We start from the raw sequence: 20,800 nt of genomic DNA on the forward strand, positions 1-20,800 counted from the left end.
GTGACCCACGTCACAACACATCCCTTCCCCCGGCGCGCCAGCTAGGTCAGCAGGGTCGCGGCCTCCGGCACCGCCGGGCCGTCGTCGAAGGTCAGCGCGAGGCACCTGAGCCTCCTGCAGTCGGTGTCGTCGTCGCCGGAAGCGGTGTGGTTGGGGACAGCCGGCGTGGGGATGTGCGTCGCGCCCAGGTCGAGCGAACGGCTGGGCGCCACCGTCTGCCGCTGGACACGCTTCCCGAAAGCGGACAGCCAGGGGGTGACCGTCTCCTTGGAGAGCGTCACCGTGAAGGCGCCGGCGGCCGGTGCGCTCACGTCGCCCTGGTCGATGGTCACCCGCAGTCCGCCGTCGGCGGTGAACGCCATGTCATCCAGGGCGGCGGCGCGGGAGTCCGGGGCGGAGAACGTGTCGTCGAGGGAGGCGGCATCCACGCCTTCGCGCCCCTTGAGCCGGTCCTTCAAGGCGCCGAGAAAGGCGCCCCGGGAGCCTTCGGCGACGAGCCCGAGGGCCGTTCGGTACGCGCCCGCCCTGCCGTCGTACCAGTACGTCGTCGCCGACTGCCCGGACCCGGCGCCGCTGGGGTCATGGGTGCTGAGCCGGACGCCGAGGACGTCACCGGAGGCGACCAGGAACCGGTGGCTGATGTTGAGCTCGATGCCCTCCGCGCTGCCCGTGCCGTCCTCGCATACCGCCGAGCCCGAGCGGAAGGAGGCCAGGCGCCGCTCCACGTACTTCTTCATCGCTGCCGTCATCGCCTCGGCGCCGGGCACGTCGGGGTAGCTCGTCGCGAAGGGGCAGGACTTGTCTTCACTGTTGTCGCTGACGATCTCCAGACCCTTGATCTTCGACGGGTCGGCACCTCGGACGGGGGAGGGGGCGGGAGTGGAACCGGGCCGGGCGAATGCCGCATCCGCGGACCCGGACGTTCCGGGCGAGCAGGCCGCCGCGAAGGAGAGGGCGCCGAGCAGCAGAAGGGAGGGGACAAGAGTGTGAGTGCGCATGAGTGAGACCAGAACCTGACTGAGGGGATTCGCGGACGCGGCCGACGGACGCCGCGGTCGTTCTGGTCAGTGATCTTCCAGGTCAGAGACATTTTTCAGCGACCCACACGGCCCTCTGAAAAATCGAACCCCCGCCCCTTTTCCGCTGGTTGCATCCTTTTCCTACGCTATTGACACAGGGGCGACGGTCAGAAGCTGGACGGCACGTGGGGGCCACCGACGTACACCGTGCCACCGTCCTCGGCGCAGGCGAGGGACCGGATCTCGTCGCCGGGCGTGGGCAGGTCCGACAGTGCTGCCGTCGGACGAGAAGGCGAGCGCCCGTCCGGTGACCTTTCCGACTCCGGATCGACGTACTGGAGGTGGCCGGGCGGCCGGCCGCGCCGGAGGTGTCGAGGACCGTACGCACCCGGTGTTCGCCCACGTCCCACACGGTGAAGCGCAGCCGCAGCGAGCCGTGTGTGACGACGTGGTGTCGGCGACGGCCGGCGCACGGCCGTCCGGGCTGAACGCCGGTCAGGTCGAGGGAGTGGACCGTGGCGCAGGCACACCGGCGCGTAAGGCCCTTACGCTCACGCGGGGCCTGGCTGCTCCTCCAGCGCGCCCATCGCCCGGTCGAGCAGCGCGGCCAGGGGAACAGCGCCCTCGCAAGCCACCCACCCCGTGGCGGCCACGTCCAGGCAGGCGAGCGCGGCGGCGACCAGCGCGCTCGGCCTGGTGTCCTCCGGCCGGTCGGGGCTGGCCTCGAGTCGCCGGGCGATTTCCGGCACCAGCAGCTCCTGCCAGCTCCGTTGCTTCTCATGGTGCCCGGCACGCAGAGCCGGGGTCTCCTGGAGCATGCGCAGATAGCTGAGTGCCTGCTCGGGTGCCTGCTCGTTCATCCGCGTCAGGACATCGAAGGACCGGCGCAGCGCCTCCCAGGGCCGCTCGTCGTCGGGGCGGGCGGCGAGCGCCTCCGCGATCCGGCGACCGGACTCCGCCAGGCGCCCGAGGACGATTTCCTCCTTGGTGCCGAAGTACCGGAACAGGCTGGCGCGCGACAGACCCACCTCGGCGGCGATCTGGTCGACGGTCGTCTTGTCGAACCCCTGCTCGGTGAAGAGCCGGTGCGCCACCTCGACCACTTCCGTCCGAACCGTCGCACGCATGCGCTCACGCAAGCCGGGCGGCTTGCCTGCGGACTGGGCGGCGGCACGGGCGGTCTCGGACATGCCAGAAGGGTACAGCGAGGGCTCAATTTGATACCGAGTATCAAACCCCAGTGACACCGGTCCGTCACCGCCACCACCGCCACGATCGACACCCCGCCGCTGTTCGACGGCGCGTGGGTCCGCCCCGAAGGATCGCCTCGCCGTGGGCGGCCACCCGCAGGCTGAGACTCAGTATCAAAGTGAGTCGCAGATTCGATGCTGTACGCTGCCCCGCATCAGCGAGGCACGTTTGACAACTGGGGGACAGAGATGTCTTCAGACGGGGCGCACGGTGACCAGGTGACGTCCGGACTCGACCGGCGTACTGAGCTGAGGGAGTTCCTGCGTTCCCGTAGGGCCCGGCTCAGGCCCGAGGACGTGGCCTGCCCTCGTACGGGCGGCGGCGGGTTCCCGGACTACGGCGCGAGGAGTTGGCGCAGTTGGCGGGAATGTCGTACGCGTACTACGCACGCCTGGAGCAGGGCTACGGCGAGACCATGTCGGCCGAGGTGCTGGACGCCGTCGCCCGCGCCCTGCGCCTGAGCCAGGAGGAGAGTGACCATTTGGTCCGGCTGGCTCAGCCCGAGCGTCGGAGCACGGCGCAGGCCGCACCCTCGCCGCAGCGACTGCGGCCCACCGTCCAGCACCTGCTCGACGCGCTCGGTGTACCCGCCTACGTCGTCGGCCGACGCCTGGACATCCTGGGGTGGAACCGGCTCGCCACCGCCGTCTTCGGGGACTGGGACCAACTGCCGCCCGAGGAGCGCAACGTGGCCCGGCTGTTCTTCCTCTCGCCCGAGGCGCGCGACCGCTTCGCCGACCCGGACCATAGGGCTCTGCGAATCGCCGGCGTGCTGCGCATGAACGCCGGCAAGAGCCCCGGGGATTCATACCTCTCTTCGCTGATCCAGGAGCTGTCGCAGAAGAGCGAGGAGTTCCGGCGGTTGTGGGCACGGCACGAGGTGAGCTGCCCGAGCACCGGCGAGCCCGTACGGATGCGGCACCCGCTCGTGGGAGAGTTCGACCTCGTCCACGAGCCCGTGACGCTGCCGGGGGGCGCCCCCATGCGGCTGATGACCTACCACGCCGAGCCGGGCTCCCGCTCGGAGGAAGCCCTGCGGATGCTGGCCAGTTGGGAAATGGAGCCGCTGCGCTGATCTACCCGGTGCATGTCACGCCGTCATGCGGCCAGTACCGAGGAGGGTGACATCCCGGCCACCGGGACGGAACCGTGTATGGGGCCGGGGACGCGGGACAAGGGCAGCCCGGTGCCGTTGTTGACGTGGGCGATGATCTCGGCGGTGATGGAGATCGCTGTCTCTTCGGGGGTGTGGGCGCCGAGGTCGAGTCCGATCGGCGAGTGCAGGAGCGCGAGGTGCTCTTCGGGCACGCCGGTCTCACGCAGACGTTCCAGGCGGTGTTCGTGGCTGCGCCGGGAGCCCATCGCGCCTATGTAGCCGACCGGGAGGCCGAGGGCCAGGCGCAGCAGGGGGATGTCGAACTTGGCGTCGTGGGTGAGGACGCAGATCGCGGTACGGGCGTCGACTTCCGTGGCCTCCAGGTAGCGGTGGGGCCAGTCGACGACGACCTCGTCGGCGTGTGGGAAGCGCTGAGTGGTGGCGAAGACGGGGCGGGCGTCGCAGACGGTGACGTGGTAGCCGAGGAAGCGTCCGGCCTGGCTGAGGGCGGCGGCGAAGTCGACGGCGCCGAAGATCAGCATGCGGGGCGGCGCCGCCTGGGTGTGGACCAGGAGCGTCAGCTTCTCCGGGCAGGTGTCGGCGTCCCCGCCGACCTCGACGCGGGCGGTACGGCCTGCCCGCAGCAGTGCGCGGACCTGGGTGGCCACCGTACGGTCCTGCTGTCGGCTGCCCAGTGTCCCGTCGTACGCGCTGCCGCCACCGAAGACGGACAGGGTGCGGCCGAGAATCTGCTGCGGCCCGTCCACCACCTGTGCCACGGCGACGGGCACACCGGCCGACACCTGTTCCAGGGTGGTGGTGAGGTGGGGCTGGTCGGCGGGGTCGACCCGCTGCACCAGGACCTCCAGCTCCCCGCCGCAGGTCAGGCCCACGGCGAAGGCGTCGTCGTCGGAGTAGCCGAACGAGGCCCGCACCGGGGGTTCGCCCGTCTCCAGCACCTGTTGGCACAGCTCGTAGACGGCGCCTTCCACGCATCCTCCGGAGACGCTGCCGACCGCCTCGCCGTCCGTGCCCACGGCCAGTGCGGTGCCGGGTGGCAAGGGTGCGCTGCCCCTGACCTGGATGACGGTGGCCAGGGCGAAGGGGCGGGCCTCGCGGCACCAGCGGTACAGCGTGTCCGCGATGTTCAGCATGAGTGGCTCTCCTGGGGGAGGTTGGGAAGCCCGCCGCCGCGCCGGCGTAGGGGGATCGAGGGCACGGCGGCGGGCCGATCAGTGGGACGCTCTCGGGGCCCGCCCGGGTGGCGGGAGGGGCCCCTGCCGCCCGGGGCTCAGAGCAGGGCTTCGGCGGTGATGGGCAGGTCGCGGACGCGACGGCCGGTGGCGTTGAAGACCGCGTTCGCGATGGCCGGCGCGACCCCGACCTTCACGATCTCGCCGAGGCCCTTGACGCCGATCGGGTCGGCGTGGAGGTCCTCCCGTCCAGATAGATCGCCTTGAGGTCGGGGACGTCGGCGTTGACGGGGACGAGGTAGTCGGCGAGGTCGGCGTTGACGATCCGGCCGTCGCGGTGGTCGGTGACCGTGTGCTCCAGCAGGGCCTGCCCGATGCCGCCCACCATGGCGCCGAGGGCCTGGCTGTCGGCGAGCTTGGGGCTGATGATCCGCCCGACGTCGTAGACGCCCAGCATGCGCCGCATCCGCACCAGACCCAGCCGCCGGTCGACGGCCACCTCGGCGAACACCGCGCTGTAGGCGTTCATGGAGTACCGGTCGTCGCCGCTCGGGGTGAAGGTCCCGCGCGTCTCCAGGTGCGTACGGCTGTTACGCGCAAGCAGTTGCCGGTAGGTCTCCCCGCGCGCGGAGTTGCCCTTGACGTGCAGCCGGCCGCCGCGGACCACGATGTCGTCGGCGTCGACGCCGTGCAGCGGTGACCGCTCGTCCTCGACGGCGAGCTTGATCGCCTCCTGTCGCAGCTTGTCGCAGCCGTCCTGGACGGCGGAGCCGACGCCGGCCATGGTCTGCGAGCCGCCGTGCGGCGGGGCCGCCGGGAAGGTGGAGTCGCCGAGTTCGAAGCGGACCGTGCGCATGGTCAGGCCGAGGGCGTCGGCGGCGAGCTGGGTCATGGAGGTGTAGGTGCCGGGGCCCATGTCGCTGGTCGACGCCTGGACCAGGGCCGTGCCGTCGGCGTCCAGCCTGACCCGTGCCTCGGACCGCATGCGCAGGGTGTCGTAGATACCGCTGGCCATGCCCATGCCGATCAGCCAGTCGCCGTCCCGCCGGGAGCGGGGCTTGGGGTTGCGCCGGTGCCAGCCGAACTCGCGGGCTCCGGTCCGCAGGCACTCGCTCAGGCGCCGGGTGGACCAGGGCAGGCCGTTGGCAGGGTCCTCCTGCGGTTCGTTGCGCAGCCGCAGCTCGATCGGGTCGATGCCGGTCTTGTGGGCGAGTTCGTCCATGGCCGACTCGACGGCGAAGGCGGCGCTGGACCAGCCGGGGCCCCGCATGAACGTCGGTGTGTTCACGTCCAGCGGCACGGTCCGGTACGCCTGGCGGACGTGGGGCGTGGCGTAGAGCATCTGCCCCGGGTTCATCACGCCCTCGACGTAGTGCTCGTACGAGGACGTCTCGGCCCGTATCCGGTGGATCGCCGCGGTCACGCGTCCGCCCCGGGTGCTGCCCAGGCGCAGCCCGTACTCGTAGGCGGGCCGGTAGCCCACCCCGTAGTACAGCTGCTCGCGGGTCAGGACCAGTTTGACCGGGCGGCGGATCTGGCGGGCGGCGAGGGCCGCGATGGTGGTGTGCGGCCAGGTACGCAGCCCGTTGCCGAACGCGCCGCCGACGAACGGCGAGATCACGCGCACGTTCTCCGCCGAAATGCCGAACACGGCGGCGAGTTCGTCCCGCGCGCCCACCACCCATTGGCTCTTGTCCCACACGGTGAGCTTGTCGCCGTCCCAGCGGGCGATGGTGGCGTGCGGCTCCAGTGCGTTGTGGTGGTTACGGGTGAGCCGGTAGGTGCCCTCCAGTTTGACCTCCGCCGACGCCAGGGCGTCTTCGGGGTTGCCGCGCACGTAGTTCTGCGGCGGCAGGGGGTCGTTCTCCCGGACTCCGGATGCCGCCATGTCGGTCGACGGCTTCTCGGCGTCGTAGGAGACCTTCACCAGGTCCGCGGCGTGCTGGGCGGCCTCCAGTGTGCGGGCGACGACCACGGCGACGGGCTGCCCCAAGAAGCGGACCCTGTCGTCCTGGAAGACGTGCAGCCGTTCACCGACGAAGGGGTCCAGCCAGGCGCCAGGGTTGTCGCGGTAGGCCAGTGCGGGTTTGTCGAGGTGGCTGATGACGCCCAGGACGCCGGGCTGGGCGTCGGCGGCGCGGGTGTCGATGCCGGTGATCCGTCCGCGGCCGACGCTGCTGTCGACGATGACGGCGTGGACGGCTCCGTCGAGGTCGTGGTCGGCGGCGTATTTGGCCTGGCCGGTGACCTTCAGCCGTCCGTCCACCCGGGACAGCGGCGCTCCGACGGCTGCCTGGGGCTGCTGGCTCACTTGCCACCTCCTACGACGCGCAGTTGGCGCTCGACGGTCCGTTTGAGCAACTCGACCTTGAAACGGTTGTGCCGGAGGGGCCTGGCCCCGGCCGCCGCCCGCTCGGCGGCCTTGGTCCACAGGTCGTCGGACGGCCGCCTGCCGATGAGTTCCCGTTCGACGGCGGGCAGCTTCCACGGCACGGTGCCCACGCCTCCGGCGGCCACCTTCGCCTGGCGGATCACCCCGCCGCTGATGTGCAGGGCGACGGCCGCCGAGGTGAGCGCGAACTCGTAGGACTGCCGGTCGCGCACCTTCAGGTAACCCGACTTCAGGGGACGCGGCAGGGCCGGAATCTCCACTGCGGTGATCAACTCACCTCGGCGGAGGGCCTGTTCGCGGTCGGGTGTGCTGCCCGGCTTGAGCAGGAAGTTCGCGAAGGGCACGGTCCGCTCGCCGTCCGGCCCCAGCAGGACCACGGTCGCCTCCAGGGCGGCGAAGGCCACGGCGACGTCGGAGGGATGGGTGGCCACGCAGTCGTCGGAGGTGCCGAGGATGGCGTGGGTGCGGTTGACGCCGTGCAGGGCAGCGCAACCGGAGCCCGCCTCACGCTTGTTGCAGGCGGCCGTCACATCACGGAAGTACGTGCACCGGGTGCGCTGCATGATGTTGCCGCCGATGGTCGCCATGTTGCGCAGCTGCGCCGACGCGCTCAGCTCCAGCGCCTGCGAGATCACCGGAAACAGAGCGCGCACCCCTCGGTGGGCGGCGGCCTCGGACATCCGCACCAGCGCGCCGATGCGCAGGCCCCCGCGCCGGGTGACCACGATGTGGCGCAGCGGCAGACCGCTGATGTCGACCAGCGTGCGGGGGCGTTCGACGGTCTCGCGCATCAGGTCGACCAGCGTGGTGCCGCCGGCGATGTAGCGGCCGCCGTCACGGCCCGCGTCGAGGGCTTGCCGGGTGTCGGCGGCTTTGGTGTAGGAGAAGGGATGCATGGGGGCCGTGCCTCATTTCCCGTGCGCGGTCTGCTCGACCGCGCGCACGATCTTCACGTAGCAGCCACAGCGGCAGATGTTGCCGCTCATGAACTCCCGGATCTCCTCCGGTGAGCCGGTGTGCCCCTCGTCGATGCAACCGACGCCGGACATGATCTGGCCGGAGGTGCAGTAGCCGCACTGGAAGGCGTCCTGGTCGATGAACGCCTGCTGCAGCGGGTGCAGTCGTTCGCCCCTCGACAAGCCCTCGATGGTGGTGACCTCGGCGCCCTCCAGCCGGACCGCCAGTGTCAGGCAGGAATTGACCCGGCGTCCGTCGACCAGGACCGTGCAGGCGCCGCAGGCACCGGCGTTGCAGCCCTTCTTCGAGCCGGTCAGCCCCAGGTGTTCGCGCAGCAGGTCCAGCAGGGAGGTCCGGTTGTCGACCGTGACGGTGCGCCGCTCGCCGTTGACGGTCAGGGAGACGCGGCTGCCGGGCGGCGCCTGGGCGGCGTCCGCGGGCTCGGCGCCGAACACGGACTGCCCCGCTGTCAGGCCGCCGACCACGACCGCACCGCCGACGGCGGTGGTAGCGATGAACGTGCGCCGGGACGGGGCGGACACAGGTCCCTCGGGCGATCCCTCGGGAGGAGAAACAGTTGACTCGGGGGGTTCGATGGACATGCCCACTCTCTTGGTCGACGGAAGACGGATGGCGGTGCCGACCACCGTCATGTGCACGAATCGGCGTGCGTACGGGAAACGGTCCAAGCCGCGGCGGACGAGCCGGGCCCTCGGCCCGGGAGGAGTGCGGCGGCCAGGGGTTGAACGCGTCCGGCAGCCGCCTCACCAGGCCTTCGGTGCGGCATGACCTCCACTGTGCTGCACGCGGCGCGATACAACGAGCGAAGAGTTTTGGGACGACTCCGGTAGCTACCACTGCCGTTGGTACGTCTGGTAGTAGCAGGCAGAGCTGTCCGACACGCGTTCGGTGAGGCCGACGGCGGCGTGACGGCGGAGGTTGGTCAGGGCCTCCTGGACGACACGGTATGCGGCTGCGTGCGGCAGCACTGCGGCGGGCTGCAGCCACGGCATCACGCCGACCGCGTACAGCCTTCTGCGCCGACGCACGCGTGGCGCGGCCGGTCCGGCGATCACATGCCAAGAGCTCACGGCGCGCCACGGTGAGCATCCCGCGGCCCGGCCGGACCCACCGACCGCGGCGGAAGCCGCCATGGGCGGGTGATGTCAGTCGACGGCCTCGCGCAGCGCCTCGTTGATGTCGCTCAGCGCGCCGGTCAGCCGGGTGTAGTCGTCGCGGGCCACGGGCGTGACGAAGTACCGCTCGACGACATCGGAGTGCACGGTCGCGGCCTTAAGGAACACGGTACGACCGTGATCAGTCGGTTCCACCAGGACGCTTCTGCGGTCGTCCGGTGACGGGACACGACAGACCAGGCCGGCTTCTTCCATGCGGTCGATCAGCCGGGTGGTGCCACTGCTGGTGAGGGTGAGGTCCTCGGCGAGCCGGCGCTGGGAGACCTCCTCGCCCGGCTCGCGGCACAGCCTGATGAGGACTTCCAGCATCGTGTGACTGATCCCGCACTCCCGTCGCAGCGCGGTGTCGATCCGCTGCTCCAGCCGGGTTCGCGGCTTTGATCAGCAGCCCGAAGTCGTGAACGAGCTGGCTGTTGGCGGCACGGGCGGCTTGGTCGCCCCGCCGGGTCGCGGCATTCACCTGCCCAGGTCCTCCCATCCTGATGGTCCTGGCCTGGGAGTTTACTGCCACATCACCTACTGACGTCTCAATTACTGAGCAATCAATTGCTGACTGCTCAACGAAATTCTATGGTGGACGCCATCCCGTCGGCCTCATCGGAGAGAGGGACCCCATGCACCTGCAACACTGGCTCGGCCGAGCCGCCCATGCGATACAGGACTGGGCCGACACCTTCGGCCCCTACCAGCCGCACCCGTCGCTCCAGGTCGACGACGACCGCTTCGCCGCAGCCTTCGAGGACTTCACCGGGAGACTTCGGGACAACTACCCCTTCTTCCACCCGCACTACGCGGGACAGATGCTCAAGCCCCCGCACCCCGCCGCGGTGGTCGGCTACCTCACCGCCATGCTGATCAACCCCAACAACCACGCTCTGGACGGTGGCCCCGCCACGGCCCGGATGGAACGCGAGGCCGTTGCTCAGCTGGCCGCCATGTTCGGCTACGACACCCACCTCGGCCACCTCACCACCAGCGGCACGATCGCCAACCTCGAAGCCCTCTTCGTCGCCCGCGAACTCCACCCCGGCCGAGGTGTCGCGTACAGCGCGGACGCCCACTACACCCACGGCCGCATGTGCCGTGTGCTGGGGATGGAGGGACACGCGGTCCCCACGGACGACCGGGGACGCATGGACCTCGACGCGCTGGAGGACCTGCTGCGCGGCGGCCGGGTGGGCACGGTCGTACTGACTGCCGGAACCACCGGGCTGGGGGTCGTCGACCCGATCCACGAGGCCCTGCTCCTCAAAGAGCGCTACGGCGTCCGGTTCCACATCGACGCCGCCTACGGCGGCTTCTTCACCCTGCTGGCCGGCGCCGAAGGCCCCGAGGGACTCGCGCCTGAACCCTGGCAGGCGATCGCCCGGTGCGACTCGGTCGTCGTCGATCCGCACAAACACGGGCTCCAGCCCTACGGCTGCGGTGCCGTGCTCTTCCGCGACCCGGAGGTGGGGCGCTTCTACCTCCACGACTCGCCCTACACGTACTTCACCTCCACGGACCTCCACCTCGGCGAGATCAGCCTGGAATGCTCACGCGCCGGTGCCTCGGCCGCCGCGCTCTGGCTCACCTTCCAGCTCCTCCCGCCCACCGCCGACGGCCTGGGCCGGGTGCTGGCGGCGGGCCGCCGGGCCGCACTGAAGTGGGCACAACTGATCACCACCTCCGACCACCTGGAGCTCTACCAGCAGCCCGAACTGGACATCGTCAGCTACTTCCCCGTGGTCGACCCCGCCACCCTGAGCGGCATCGACAGGGCCTCCGCCCGTATCCTGACGGACGGCATGACGAGCCCCGACCCGGTGTTCCTGAGCACCCTGCGCGCCGACAGCGAGGCGTTCGCCGCACGCCATCCCAAGATCACCCCGGACGCCGACGGCGCCCGCATCCTCCGCAGCGTGCTGATGAAACCCGAATCCGAGCACCACGTGGAGCACCTCCACCAGCAGGTCGAACGGCTCGCCGGACAACTGCCACCACTGGCGACGTGACGCTCGCCGCCGATGCCGCAAGCAGACGCCCGGGTCCGCCACGGTCGGCGGATCCGGGCGTTGCGAGGTCCCGCATCAGACTGAGCCGGGCCGCTTCAGAGCCCGTCGTTACCTGAAATACGCGGCCAGCGGGAGGCCTTGTCGGCGCACATCACCGGCGACGAGCCCGGCGACCTGCTGCGCGCCGTAGGTTTCGAAGTGGGTGCGGTCGTTGCAGAAGAAAGCGCCCACGGGTCCGGATCCGAAGTCGCCGTTGTGCGGGCAGAAGCGCAGGCTGTTGTAACGCGAGACGCTCAGCGACTGCAGGTCGACGACCGGCGCTCCGGTGGCGGATCCGGCGGCGAAGGTCTCGCTGACGAAGCCGCGGTTCTTGGTCGCCGTGCTGCCGGAGCAGGTGATGGCGGCCACCGGGGTGAGCAGCACCGGGTGTGCGCCCCGGGCCAGGGCGGCCTTCGCCATCATGGTCAGCAGCTGCTGGTACCGGGCCGGGCCGACGTGCCGTGGGCAGGTCGAGGAGGAGTCGTTGATGCCGAACTGGATGAACAGGTAGTCGCCTGCCTTCATCCCGGTGCTCGCGTTCAGCATCGCCTGCCAGCGTGACGAGTACGTGCTGGACGTGAGGCGGCACTCGCCGTCGGAGCCCTTGGTGCTGCTCACGTTCCCCTCGTACAGCCAGGTCTGGATGCTGCGGCCTCCCACGGCCTGGTTCCTGACCGTCACGTCGCCGTTGAACAGGGCGTCGAACTGGCTGCCCCAGCCGACCGGGCAACGGGCCGAGCCCGGGTTGGCCATGGTGGAGTCGCCAGCCAGCCACACGGTGACCGGCGCGGCCGCCGCTCGTGTGGCCGGGGCCTCGGCGCGCGAGGCGCCGGTGCAGTTCGCCGCGACGCTGCCGGCCGCCGAGGCGGCACTGACGCCGAGGCTCGACAAGGCGATCACCAGCGCGGTCGTGACGAGTATCCGAAGTTTATTCATCAGTCCATCAGGTCCTTCCCACAGACGGGCACCGCCGGGCGTCGGTCAGCGCAGGTGCGCGGCCAAGGGCAGGCGCTGCTCCCGGATGCTCTGGAGCACCAGCCCACCGATCTGGGTCGCGCCGTACTGCGAGAAGTGGGTGTTGTCCGTCACGCCGTCGACGGAGGAGCGCAGGAAGAGCTGCGCGGAGGCGGACGGACCGAGGGACTCCACCAGCGTCTTGCTCTTGGTGGTCAGGTCGATCACCGGCACCTTCTGCGCCGCGCCGAGCGAGCGCATCTCGGCGGGCAGGTTCACGCCCACTCCGTTGACGTGCAGCGCCGTTGCCGTGAGCCGGTTGCCGTTGAACTGCCGGCGGACCGGCGGGGTCACCAGGACCGGGACGCCGCCCTTCGCACGGACCTGCGTGATCATGGACGTGAGGTTGCTCCGGAAGGCGGACGCGCTGGTCTGCTTGTCGTTGTGGCCGAACTGGATGAAGACCGCGTCGTTCGCCCTGACCTTCGACAGCAGGGCCGGGAAGAGCGCCGAGTTGTTCCGGAAGCTGCCCGAACTCTCTCCGGAGTCGGCGTAGTTGGCGACGACGGCGCCGGGACGCACCGCAGGCGTGATCATCTGGCCCCACCCGGTGTACGGGGCGATCAGCTGGTCGCACACGGTCGAGTCACCGGCCAGGTAGGCGACCATCGGCTGGGTCGCCGGCTTCACCGAGATGGCCGAGACCTGGGGGTTGGAGCCCGCGAACCGGATGTCCAGACCGGGGTTGCCGTTGCCGCCCTGGCCGGTCGGTTGCCCCTCCGGCTGCCGCACGTTGACCGTGAACGAGTACGAGGCGACGGCTCCGGCCGCCGTCCTCGTCGCCGGAAGCATCAGCCGCCGGGCCTCCACCCACATCTCGGTCTGCCCGTCGGAGGCGCCGCCACCGATGGAGACCGTCACGTCGTAGTTGCCGGGTGAGACCGCGTAGTGACACTTGATCGGCGCAGTGCCGGAACAACCGGCCGGCAGAGCCCGCGCGGCGGCATCGGCATGCGCCGCGCCGGTGCCGACCAGCATCCCAAGCGTCAGCAGGCCCGCTGCGCCCAGCCGGACCCCATGCCCTCCTGAGCGCCCTAATGACATGCTCATTACAATCACCAATCCCATCCTTGACCGAGTCGATACCGGGTTGAGGTCGACGGCCCGTCACTCAGGCCTGGGTGAAGCCGTCCATGATGACGGTGGGCCGCTGCGTGGCGGAGTCCCAAGCGCCCATGTTGTAGCCGGTGAACGGGGACATGCACTCCGGCTCCCAGTAGAAGATGCCCTGACCGCCGTTGGCCTTGAGAGCCTTGGTGTAGGCGACCAGCGAGGCCCGGGTGGAGGAGGCCCTGTCCACCCGACCGCCGAACTCGCTCTGCAGGAACGGTTTTCCGTACTGCGTGGAGATCTTCTTCATGTTCCCCACGATCCCGGGGGCGACGTCGGCGCTGCCGTAGGAGGAGAACACCGACATGTCCCACTTGCCGCCGTTCGCGGCGTAACGACTGAAGAACGTCGTCATCACGTCGTACTTCTGCGGCTGGGCCAGGTGAATGCACACGATGGAGTTCGGCGAGACCGCCTTGACCTGGGTGTACGCCGCGTTGAGCAGCCCGGTCATCTGCGCCGGGTTGGAGACGCTGCCGACGGGGCGGCAGATCCCGCTGTTGATCTCGTTGCCGATCTGCACCCACGTGGGGAGCACGTCGTTGTTCTTCATGACCGTCATGGTCTGGTTCACGTACGTGCTCATCGCGGTGCGCATCTGGCTGTAGCCCATGTTCCGCCAGGCCGCGGGCGGGTTCTGCACACCGACGGAGTTCCAGGTGTCGCCGAACATGTAGTCGAGCATGATCGACATTCCGGCGGCCTTGACCCGCTTGGCGAAGGCGGCGACCTCGTTGATGCCGCAGTGGCCGTCCGTCGGGCTGCTGGAGGGGTTGACGAACGTGCGCAACCGCACGGCGGTGATGCCGTACCCCTTGAGAATGGTCAGCAGGTCCTGCTTCTGTCCGCTCGCGTTCTTCCAGGAGAAGCCGCGCGCCTCCATCTGCGGCACCCAGCTGATGTCGACGCCTTTGACGAAGCCCGCGGCGGCGTTGGCCGGCGTCTCGAGTTCGGCGAGCGCGGCGGCGGTGGCGATCGCCCCGGCGGTGGCGGTGGTGGCCTTGAGCAGGGTCCTGCGGCTGATCCGCCCGGAACTGGATGCCTGGGTGGGGTGCATGGTCGCTCCTTCCTCCTCGCCGGCCGCGCGTGAGTCGTGGCGGCCGACGGGAGGTTGGTCGTGGGGGGTGTTCCAGAGTTTTGGTGCAGGTGAGCGGGGCGGGGTTCAGGGCGTGTAGACGGTGGGCCGTGGAGCCGCCGACATCCCGTTGCCGATGAAGAAGCTCGGGTGCGGGGGCTGGTTGTACGCCGTGTTCTGCCAGGCCAGGGCCGTGCGGTACTGGGTGTCGTGGAGCAGGGTCGTGATGCGGGTGTTCGTCTGGTGCGGCGTGGAGTAGATCCGCAGGGCCCTGTTGTTCGACGTCGGCCAGATGACCTCTTCACGCCAGTCGCCGAGGATGTCTCCGGACAGCGACGGAGTGGCCTTGGTGCCGTTGTTGGAGTGGACGCCCGAGCCGGTGAGCAGGCGGGTGTCGCCGGAGGTGCCGTACTTGTCGATGCGGGTGCCGTCGAGTAGTTCGCGGACGGGGTCACCGTCCCACCAGGACAGGAAGTTCGTGCTGGACGGCTCCCGGCCCAGGGAGGCGCCGGTCGCCGAGCGCAGGGTGGTGTCGGTGGCCGACCATGCCTCGGCACCCGGGCTGCCGGCGTGGACGTCGGCAGCGACCCCGCGGCCGTTGTCCGATCCGGAGGCCGTACGCCACAGGATCTGGCCGGTGCGCGCGTCGGCCATCCACGAGCCGGGCCGGCTGGAGCTTTCCGAGACCTTGAAGTACTCCAGGCCCGCGCGGGACGGGTTGAGGTCCCCGACGTGACCGGCGTCGCCGTGGCCCAGCCTGGTGGTCCACAGCCCGGAGCCGTTGTCGTCGACGGTCATCGCGCCGTAGACGATCTCGTCCTTGCCGTCGGCGTCGACGTCGGCGACGGACAGACTGTGGTTGCCCTGGCCGTCATAGCCCTTGCCGCTGTTGGCGGAGGAGGTGGTGTCGAAGGTCCAGCGACGGGTGAACTGGCCGCCTCGCCAGTCCCAGGCGGCTATCACCGTACGGGTGTAGTAGCCGCGCGCCATGATCAGCGACGGGCGGGCGCCGTCGAGGTACGCCGTTCCGGCCAGGAAGCGGTCGACACGGTTGCCGTAGTTGTCGCCCCAGGAGGAGACGTTGCCCGGCCCGGGACGTAGTCGACGGTCCCCATCGCCTTGCCGGTCTGCCCGTTGAACATCGTCAGGTACTCGGGGCCGGAGAGCACATAGCCGCTGGAGTTGCGGTGGTCGGCCGACGAGCTGCCGATCACCGCGCCGGTGCCGTCCCGGGTGCCGTCGGCGGTCTTCATGGCCACCTCGGCCTTGCCGTCGCCGTCGTAGTCGTACACCTGGAACTGCGTGTAGTGGGCGCCGGAGCGGATGTTGCGGCCCAGGTCGATGCGCCACAGCCGGGTGCCGTCGAGCTTGATGCCGTCGACGATGGTGTTGCCGGTGTAGCCGGACTGGGCGTTGTCCTTGGCGTTGGTGGGATACCACTTCAGGACCAGGTCGAGCTCGCCGTCGCCGTCGAGGTCGCCGAGGGAGGCGTCGTTGGCCTCGTAGGTGTACGCCGAGTTGCCCGGGGCGGTGCCACCGGCCGGCGGCGAGATCGGTACGTCCAGGTAACCCGGCCGGAACTGCAACGCGCGCTCGGAGGGGGCCTGCTCGGTGCCGTTCACCACCGGGCGCACCGTGTAGTCGGCGGAGTCCTGGGCGCCGGAGTCGAAGTAGTTCGTGGAGCCGGTGATCGGCGAGGAGTTGAGCTTGGTGGCGCCGCGGTAGACGTTGAACGCCACGTCGTTCGGGTCGGTGGCCAGCCAGCGCCACGACACCAGGTTTCCGCTGCTGGTGTGGACGCTGGTCAGTCCCCGGTCGAGGCGCTCCACCTGTCGCGCGGTCGCGGCCTGCGCGGTCTGGGGAAGCATGGTGAGCGCGGAGGCGGCCAGCGCGAGTGCGGTGGCGAGGACGCCCGCCACTCGGCCGCCCGAGGCGCGGCGGATTCTTCGTTGACGCGGCGCCGTACGGGGACGCGGGTGAGAGTCGGTCACAGTGACCTCCGGTGTGGGGGATGTGCATGCCTAGCGGTGGATCACGGGGTGGTGGCCGACGGGGTGCCATCCCCGCGGAGGGATCTGCGTTTCATGGTCATGAGGCTCCTTGCCCTCCAGCCGATGTGGGGTCCGGGGGCCGGCATCCGCTGCGGGACGGCACGAGCAGCGAAGCGCCCGTCGTGGAGCCGGTGACCGAGCGCCTCGCTGTCCGCGTTCGTGGATGATCAGGGGAGGGCCGCCGTGCACGCCGTCGAGTGACGTGATCATGACAGTCTCGTCTGTCTGACGATCCTCAGGTGCGGGAACGTCACGTCGGGCGTGTGGAGCGGTTCCTCCTCAGCCCAGGACGGCTTCCCACCTGGTGTTGGACCCGGACGCGTCGGCCGGGAGACGGTCCCGTGCGGCGGTGTCGCCGTACATGGTCCAGCGGGCCCAGTCGACGACGGTCCTCGGGAAGCGCTGGTCGCTCCAGAAGCTGGTGTGGCTGCCACCGACGAAGGTGAGGAACGCCTTGGGCCAGGCAATCTCCTTGTACGCCTGCCGGGCCGAGGAGTACTGCGTGGTCGAGTCCCGGTCGCCGTGGACGAACAGGACCTTGGCGGAGACCGAGCTGGACGGGTTGCCCATGTCCACGCAGGACTGGGGGTTGGCGGAGATGATCCGGCGGTCGGGCCAGGAGGTCAGCAGGCCGTGGGTGATCATGCCGCCCAGGGAGTGGCCCGAGACGCCGACGCCGATGCCGGTGTTGATGTGCCCGGCCAGCGGTCCGCTCGCGTTGAGGGCGAGGGTGTTGGTGAGGATCTGGGAGACGTCCTTGGAGGAGTTGCCGTTGTTGACGTCGTTGAAGTTGTGGTTGAAGTGCGGGGCGGGGACGACGAAGCCCGCCGAGGCCAGGGCCCGGATGATGAACAGGGAGTTCTGCGGGCTGCTTCCGTAGCCGTGGGTGAAGTTGTAGACGGGGAAGACACCGCCTGCGACCGGGGCGTTCGTCACCGGGCTGCCGCCGGGGGTGCCGGTGGCGGGGTAGTAGACGTAGGTGGTGCACCGGCGGCTGCCGCGGGTCCAGTCATACCGGCGCACGCCGACCGCGAACGGCGTGGTCGGTGCGCCCTGCGGCCTGACGAGGGCGCCTGCCTGCCCGGTGCCGAGCAGGGAGGCGCCCACGCCCGCTGCTCCGGCCGCGCTCAGGGCCAGGAAGGTGCGCCGTTGCATGCTCATGGATGAACTCCTGTGTGAGTGGGGGGTTGCTCGTGGGGGAAGTGCGGGTATCGCGGCCCGGTCGCTTCACTGGTGAGGGAGCGTCAGGTGGGGGTGACGGGGCGATGGTGCGGCTTCCGCTGAACACGCACGGTGCGGTGGCGGCCGCCGAACGCCGACCGGCCGTGACTCACGCATGAAGTGCCTCCTGTCACCACTGATGCGGAGGTACAAAGGCCCGAGGCGGCGAGGAGCGATGCATACGATCTGCTCTCTGCGACCACATGACTGTGAACGCTCCCACACCGTTTCGAATAACAGAAAGAGTCGCGACCGCACTCTCATCTGTCAATCGCTGCGACCCAAATCCCTTTGAACTCAGGGTCAGACCGCCGAGCGTCAGCCGTGGCTGTGACCGATACCAGCACTCATGCCGGCGATCGTATGGGCACTGATGTCGAGGTGCGGACCGTCCGCCAACCGGGCCGCCACCGAACGGACATGCTCCTGAGCCGGGTGGGCCAGACCGTCGTACACCGCGACGCACACTTCCCTCGCCCGGGACCGAGGCCAGTCGGCCGGCAGCAGATCGATGGGCAGCAACGGGTCCAGCACCGGGAAATGACGGTAGGTGTTCATCACCTCGGTACGGGCGCGCACCGCCGCGGCGCCCGTGACACCACCAGCACCGATACGGGGCAGCAGGCCGCTCCACCGCCGGATGAACATCTCGTACTGACCGGCGATGCCGGGCAGGTCCCACGCCTCGATCGGACTGCGGTCGGCCTCCGTCTGCAGATCCACCTGCCGCGCACGGAACACACTCACCGCCCCCAGCGCCAAGCCGGCCAGTTCGGCACGCCCCTTGGGCGTGAGCGGGTGCGGCGACGCCCACACCGCGTCGTACAACGGCGCGAACCCCCGCCACCGCAACGCGGTGCGCAGCGCACGCCGTCGCGCACTCTCCCGTTCCGGCACAGAGAACGCCACCAGGGTCCACCACCCGTCCCACGAGTCGGGCCGCGTGGTGAACGTGGCGATCGAGGCACCACCGCTCCACAGATCCACAGCGGCCTCCCGCGTCAGCCGGTACGAGCTGTACCGCCCCCGCCGACTGCCCTCCAACACCCCCCGACGCGCCAGCCTGCTGATCGTCGTACGGGCGGCACCAGCGGCCACCTCGAACTCCCCCAGCAACGCCACGATCGCCGCCGCCGGCAACCAAACCCGACCCGGGAACGTGTAATCGGCGACCAAGGTGACCACCAAACCCGCTGGCGAAGCATCAGCCTGCCAGCGCGGCGTGCGCACCGGCCGAGTGCCGTCGCCAGAGAAGATCTCCTCGTGTTGGGACAGGTTCGCCAAGGTCCGCTCCGACGCATCGAATAGGGCGGTCCCACTGTAACGACCCGACCCGACGACCGGAGGTGACTCCTGACTGGCCTGGCGGCATGACAGTTCCGCGCCCGACCGGGCGTCTGAGTGGAGCATGTTCCGGGCCCCGGCTGGGTCTCGCCCACGTCCGCGTCGGCACGGCCCGTGCGAGAGCTCTTCGAGGTCCGGGAAGCACTGGAGGGGCTCGCGGTGGCACGGATCATCGCGTCACCGCGTGGCAGGAAGCGGCCGAAGCCCTGCGCATGGTCCTGGAAAAGCTCCACGACGCCTTCGAATCAGGCGCGGATCTGGCTGCGAAGGTCGAAGCCGGTCCTCGCCCGTGCGGCAGGCGTCTTGACAACCTGGATCACAGAAGAAAAGCTGTTGCGTATAGAGATGCTGGTTGCTTCATCAGAAACCAGGGCATCCGCGGTCGAGAGGTTTCGCTCGCACCTCCCGCCACACTCACGCGCAGACAAGGGAGCCCGCTCGTGGCCATCTCCGTCTTCGACCTCTTCTCCATCGGCATAGGCCCGTCCAGTTCGCACACGGTCGGTCCCATGCGGGCCGCCCGCATGTTCGCCGGCAGGCTGGAGAAGGAAGATCTGCTCGCGCGGACGGCGTCGGTACGGGCCGAGCTCTTCGGCTCGCTGGGGGCCACCGGCCACGGTCACGGCAGCCCCAAGGCCGTCCTGCTCGGCCTGGAGGGCAACGAGCCGCACACCGTCGACGTCGCCGTGGCCGAACGGGACGTCGAGCGGATCAGGGCGACGGGCAGGTTGCGGCTGCTGGGCAGCGAGCTCGGCGATGCCCACGAGATCGGCTTCGACACGGAGCGGCAGTTGGTCCTGCACCGCCGCCGTTCCCTGCCGTACCACGCCAACGGCATGACGTTGTTCGCGTACGACAGCGAGGGGCTGTCCTTGCTGGAGGCCACCTACTACTCGGTCGGCGGCGGGTTCGTCGTCGACGAGGACGCCGTCGGTGCGGACCGGGTCAAGGTCGACGACACGGTGCTGAAGTACCCGTTCGGCAGCGGCGACGAGCTGCTGCGCCTGACCCGGGAGACGGGTCTGTCGATCTCGGCGCTGATGCTGGAGAACGAGCTGGCCTGGCGGACCGAGGAGGAGATCCGCGCGGGGCTGCTGGAGATCTGGCGGGTGATGCGGGAGTGCGTGGCACGCGGCCTGTCCTGTGAGGGGATCCTGCCGGGCGGGCTCAGGGTCCGCCGCCGTTCCACCGCCGTGGCCAAGGCGCTGCGGGCCGAGGGCGACCCGGCGGGGCGGGCGTTGGAGTGGGTGACCCTCTACGCCATGGCCGTCAACGAGGAGAACGCGGCCGGTGGCCGGGTCGTCACCGCTCCGACGAACGGCGCGGCCGGCATCATCCCTGCGGTCCTGCACTACTACGTCAACTTCGTGCACGGAGCCGACGACGACGCCGTGGTCCGGTTCCTGCTGGCGGCCGGCGCCATCGGCCTGCTGTTCAAGGAGAACGCCTCGATCTCGGGCGCCGAGGTCGGCTGCCAGGGCGAGGTCGGCGCCGCCTGTTCCATGGCCGCGGGCGGCCTCGCGGAGGTACTCGGCGGCTCGCCCGAACAGGTGGAGAACGCCGCCGAGATCGGCATGGAGCACAACCTGGGCCTGACCTGCGACCCGGTCGGCGGCCTGGTGCAGATCCCCTGCATCGAGCGCAACGGCATGGCGGCGGTCAAGGCCGTCACCGCGGCCCGGATGGCCCTGCGGGGCGACGGCCGCCACCACGTCTCCCTGGACAAGGTCATCAAGACCATGAAGGAGACGGGCGCCGACATGAAGGTCAAGTACAAGGAGACGGCCCGCGGCGGGCTCGCGGTCAACGTCATCGAGTGCTGAGGACGCGGCAGCCGAGATCTGGGGA

Annotated in this window: 14 protein-coding genes and 3 pseudogenes; 3 read left to right on the forward strand and 14 right to left on the reverse strand. The window is 69.8% G+C overall.

All coding sequences use genetic code 11. From position 1 onward, the window contains the following. Positions 1-41: 41 nt before the first annotated feature. Together PV963_RS02870 and PV963_RS02875 are read right to left on the reverse strand one after the other, a co-directional pair. Complete coding sequence (locus tag PV963_RS02870) at positions 42-998, reverse strand: hypothetical protein (protein ID WP_274813983.1); 957 nt, start codon at positions 996-998, stop codon at positions 42-44. A 572-nt stretch (positions 999-1,570) separates the two neighbouring features. Further along, a complete protein-coding gene (locus PV963_RS02875; RefSeq protein WP_274813984.1) occupies positions 1,571-2,209 on the reverse strand; it encodes a TetR family transcriptional regulator in 639 nt (212 codons plus the stop codon). A gap of 249 nt (positions 2,210-2,458) precedes the next feature. Between PV963_RS02875 and PV963_RS02880 the strand changes: the two are divergent. Further along, positions 2,459-3,345 (forward strand): annotated as a pseudogene (locus PV963_RS02880) (helix-turn-helix domain-containing protein). A 23-nt stretch (positions 3,346-3,368) separates the two neighbouring features. Here PV963_RS02880 and PV963_RS02885 read toward each other — a convergent pair. The 6 genes and pseudogenes from PV963_RS02885 to PV963_RS02910 all read right to left on the reverse strand — a co-directional run bounded on the left by PV963_RS02885 (position 3,369) and on the right by PV963_RS02910 (position 9,413). Continuing rightward, positions 3,369-4,520 (reverse strand): XdhC family protein, encoded by a 1,152-nt coding sequence (locus PV963_RS02885; protein ID WP_274813985.1) that lies wholly within the window; start codon positions 4,518-4,520, stop codon positions 3,369-3,371. 137 nt (positions 4,521-4,657) lie between these two features. Beyond that, positions 4,658-6,870, reverse strand: a pseudogene (locus tag PV963_RS02890) (xanthine dehydrogenase family protein molybdopterin-binding subunit). Next, on the reverse strand, positions 6,867-7,847 hold the full coding sequence (locus PV963_RS02895; RefSeq protein ID WP_274813986.1) for an FAD binding domain-containing protein: 981 nt from the start codon (positions 7,845-7,847) through the stop codon (positions 6,867-6,869). The pseudogene PV963_RS02890 and the gene PV963_RS02895 overlap by 4 nt, the downstream one beginning before the upstream one ends. A gap of 12 nt (positions 7,848-7,859) precedes the next feature. After that, complete coding sequence (locus PV963_RS02900; protein ID WP_274813987.1) at positions 7,860-8,510, reverse strand: (2Fe-2S)-binding protein; 651 nt, start codon at positions 8,508-8,510, stop codon at positions 7,860-7,862. A 249-nt stretch (positions 8,511-8,759) separates the two neighbouring features. Continuing rightward, complete coding sequence (locus tag PV963_RS02905; RefSeq protein ID WP_274813988.1) at positions 8,760-8,999, reverse strand: hypothetical protein; 240 nt, start codon at positions 8,997-8,999, stop codon at positions 8,760-8,762. Positions 9,000-9,074: 75 nt separating this feature from the next. Beyond that, the gene (locus PV963_RS02910) at positions 9,075-9,413 is read right to left on the reverse strand and encodes a MarR family winged helix-turn-helix transcriptional regulator (RefSeq protein ID WP_274813989.1); all 339 of its coding nucleotides are present in this window, start codon (positions 9,411-9,413) and stop codon (positions 9,075-9,077) included. 305 nt (positions 9,414-9,718) lie between these two features. Between PV963_RS02910 and PV963_RS02915 the strand changes: the two genes are divergently transcribed. Then, positions 9,719-11,098, forward strand: coding sequence for a pyridoxal phosphate-dependent decarboxylase family protein (locus PV963_RS02915; protein WP_274813990.1), 1,380 nt, complete (start codon positions 9,719-9,721; stop codon positions 11,096-11,098). Between the two features lie 108 nt (positions 11,099-11,206). Here the strand turns inward: PV963_RS02915 and PV963_RS02920 are convergent, their stop codons facing one another. The 6 genes and pseudogenes from PV963_RS02920 to PV963_RS02945 all read right to left on the reverse strand — a co-directional run bounded on the left by PV963_RS02920 (position 11,207) and on the right by PV963_RS02945 (position 18,892). After that, on the reverse strand, positions 11,207-12,073 hold the full coding sequence (locus PV963_RS02920; protein WP_274813991.1) for a GDSL-type esterase/lipase family protein: 867 nt from the start codon (positions 12,071-12,073) through the stop codon (positions 11,207-11,209). 45 nt (positions 12,074-12,118) lie between these two features. Next, on the reverse strand, positions 12,119-13,129 hold the full coding sequence (locus PV963_RS02925; RefSeq protein WP_274813992.1) for a rhamnogalacturonan acetylesterase: 1,011 nt from the start codon (positions 13,127-13,129) through the stop codon (positions 12,119-12,121). A gap of 133 nt (positions 13,130-13,262) precedes the next feature. Next, positions 13,263-14,318 carry a glycosyl hydrolase 53 family protein gene (locus PV963_RS02930; RefSeq protein WP_274813993.1) on the reverse strand — a complete coding sequence of 352 codons (1,056 nt, stop codon included), beginning with the start codon at positions 14,316-14,318 and terminating at the stop codon, positions 13,263-13,265. Positions 14,319-14,423: 105 nt separating this feature from the next. Continuing rightward, a pseudogene (locus PV963_RS02935) lies at positions 14,424-16,327 on the reverse strand (rhamnogalacturonan lyase). Positions 16,328-16,666: 339 nt separating this feature from the next. Next, positions 16,667-17,548, reverse strand: coding sequence for an alpha/beta hydrolase family protein (locus PV963_RS02940; protein ID WP_274813994.1), 882 nt, complete (start codon positions 17,546-17,548; stop codon positions 16,667-16,669). A gap of 378 nt (positions 17,549-17,926) precedes the next feature. Further along, a complete protein-coding gene (locus PV963_RS02945) occupies positions 17,927-18,892 on the reverse strand; it encodes a PaaX family transcriptional regulator (RefSeq protein ID WP_274813848.1) in 966 nt (321 codons plus the stop codon). 500 nt (positions 18,893-19,392) lie between these two features. Here PV963_RS02945 and PV963_RS02950 point away from each other — a divergent pair, with 500 nt between their 5' ends. After that, on the forward strand, positions 19,393-20,775 hold the full coding sequence (locus PV963_RS02950) for an L-serine ammonia-lyase (RefSeq protein ID WP_274813995.1): 1,383 nt from the start codon (positions 19,393-19,395) through the stop codon (positions 20,773-20,775). Positions 20,776-20,800: the final 25 nt, after the last annotated feature.

This window comes from Streptomyces coeruleorubidus, from assembly GCF_028885415.1.
Classification (GTDB): domain Bacteria; phylum Actinomycetota; class Actinomycetes; order Streptomycetales; family Streptomycetaceae; genus Streptomyces; species Streptomyces coeruleorubidus_A.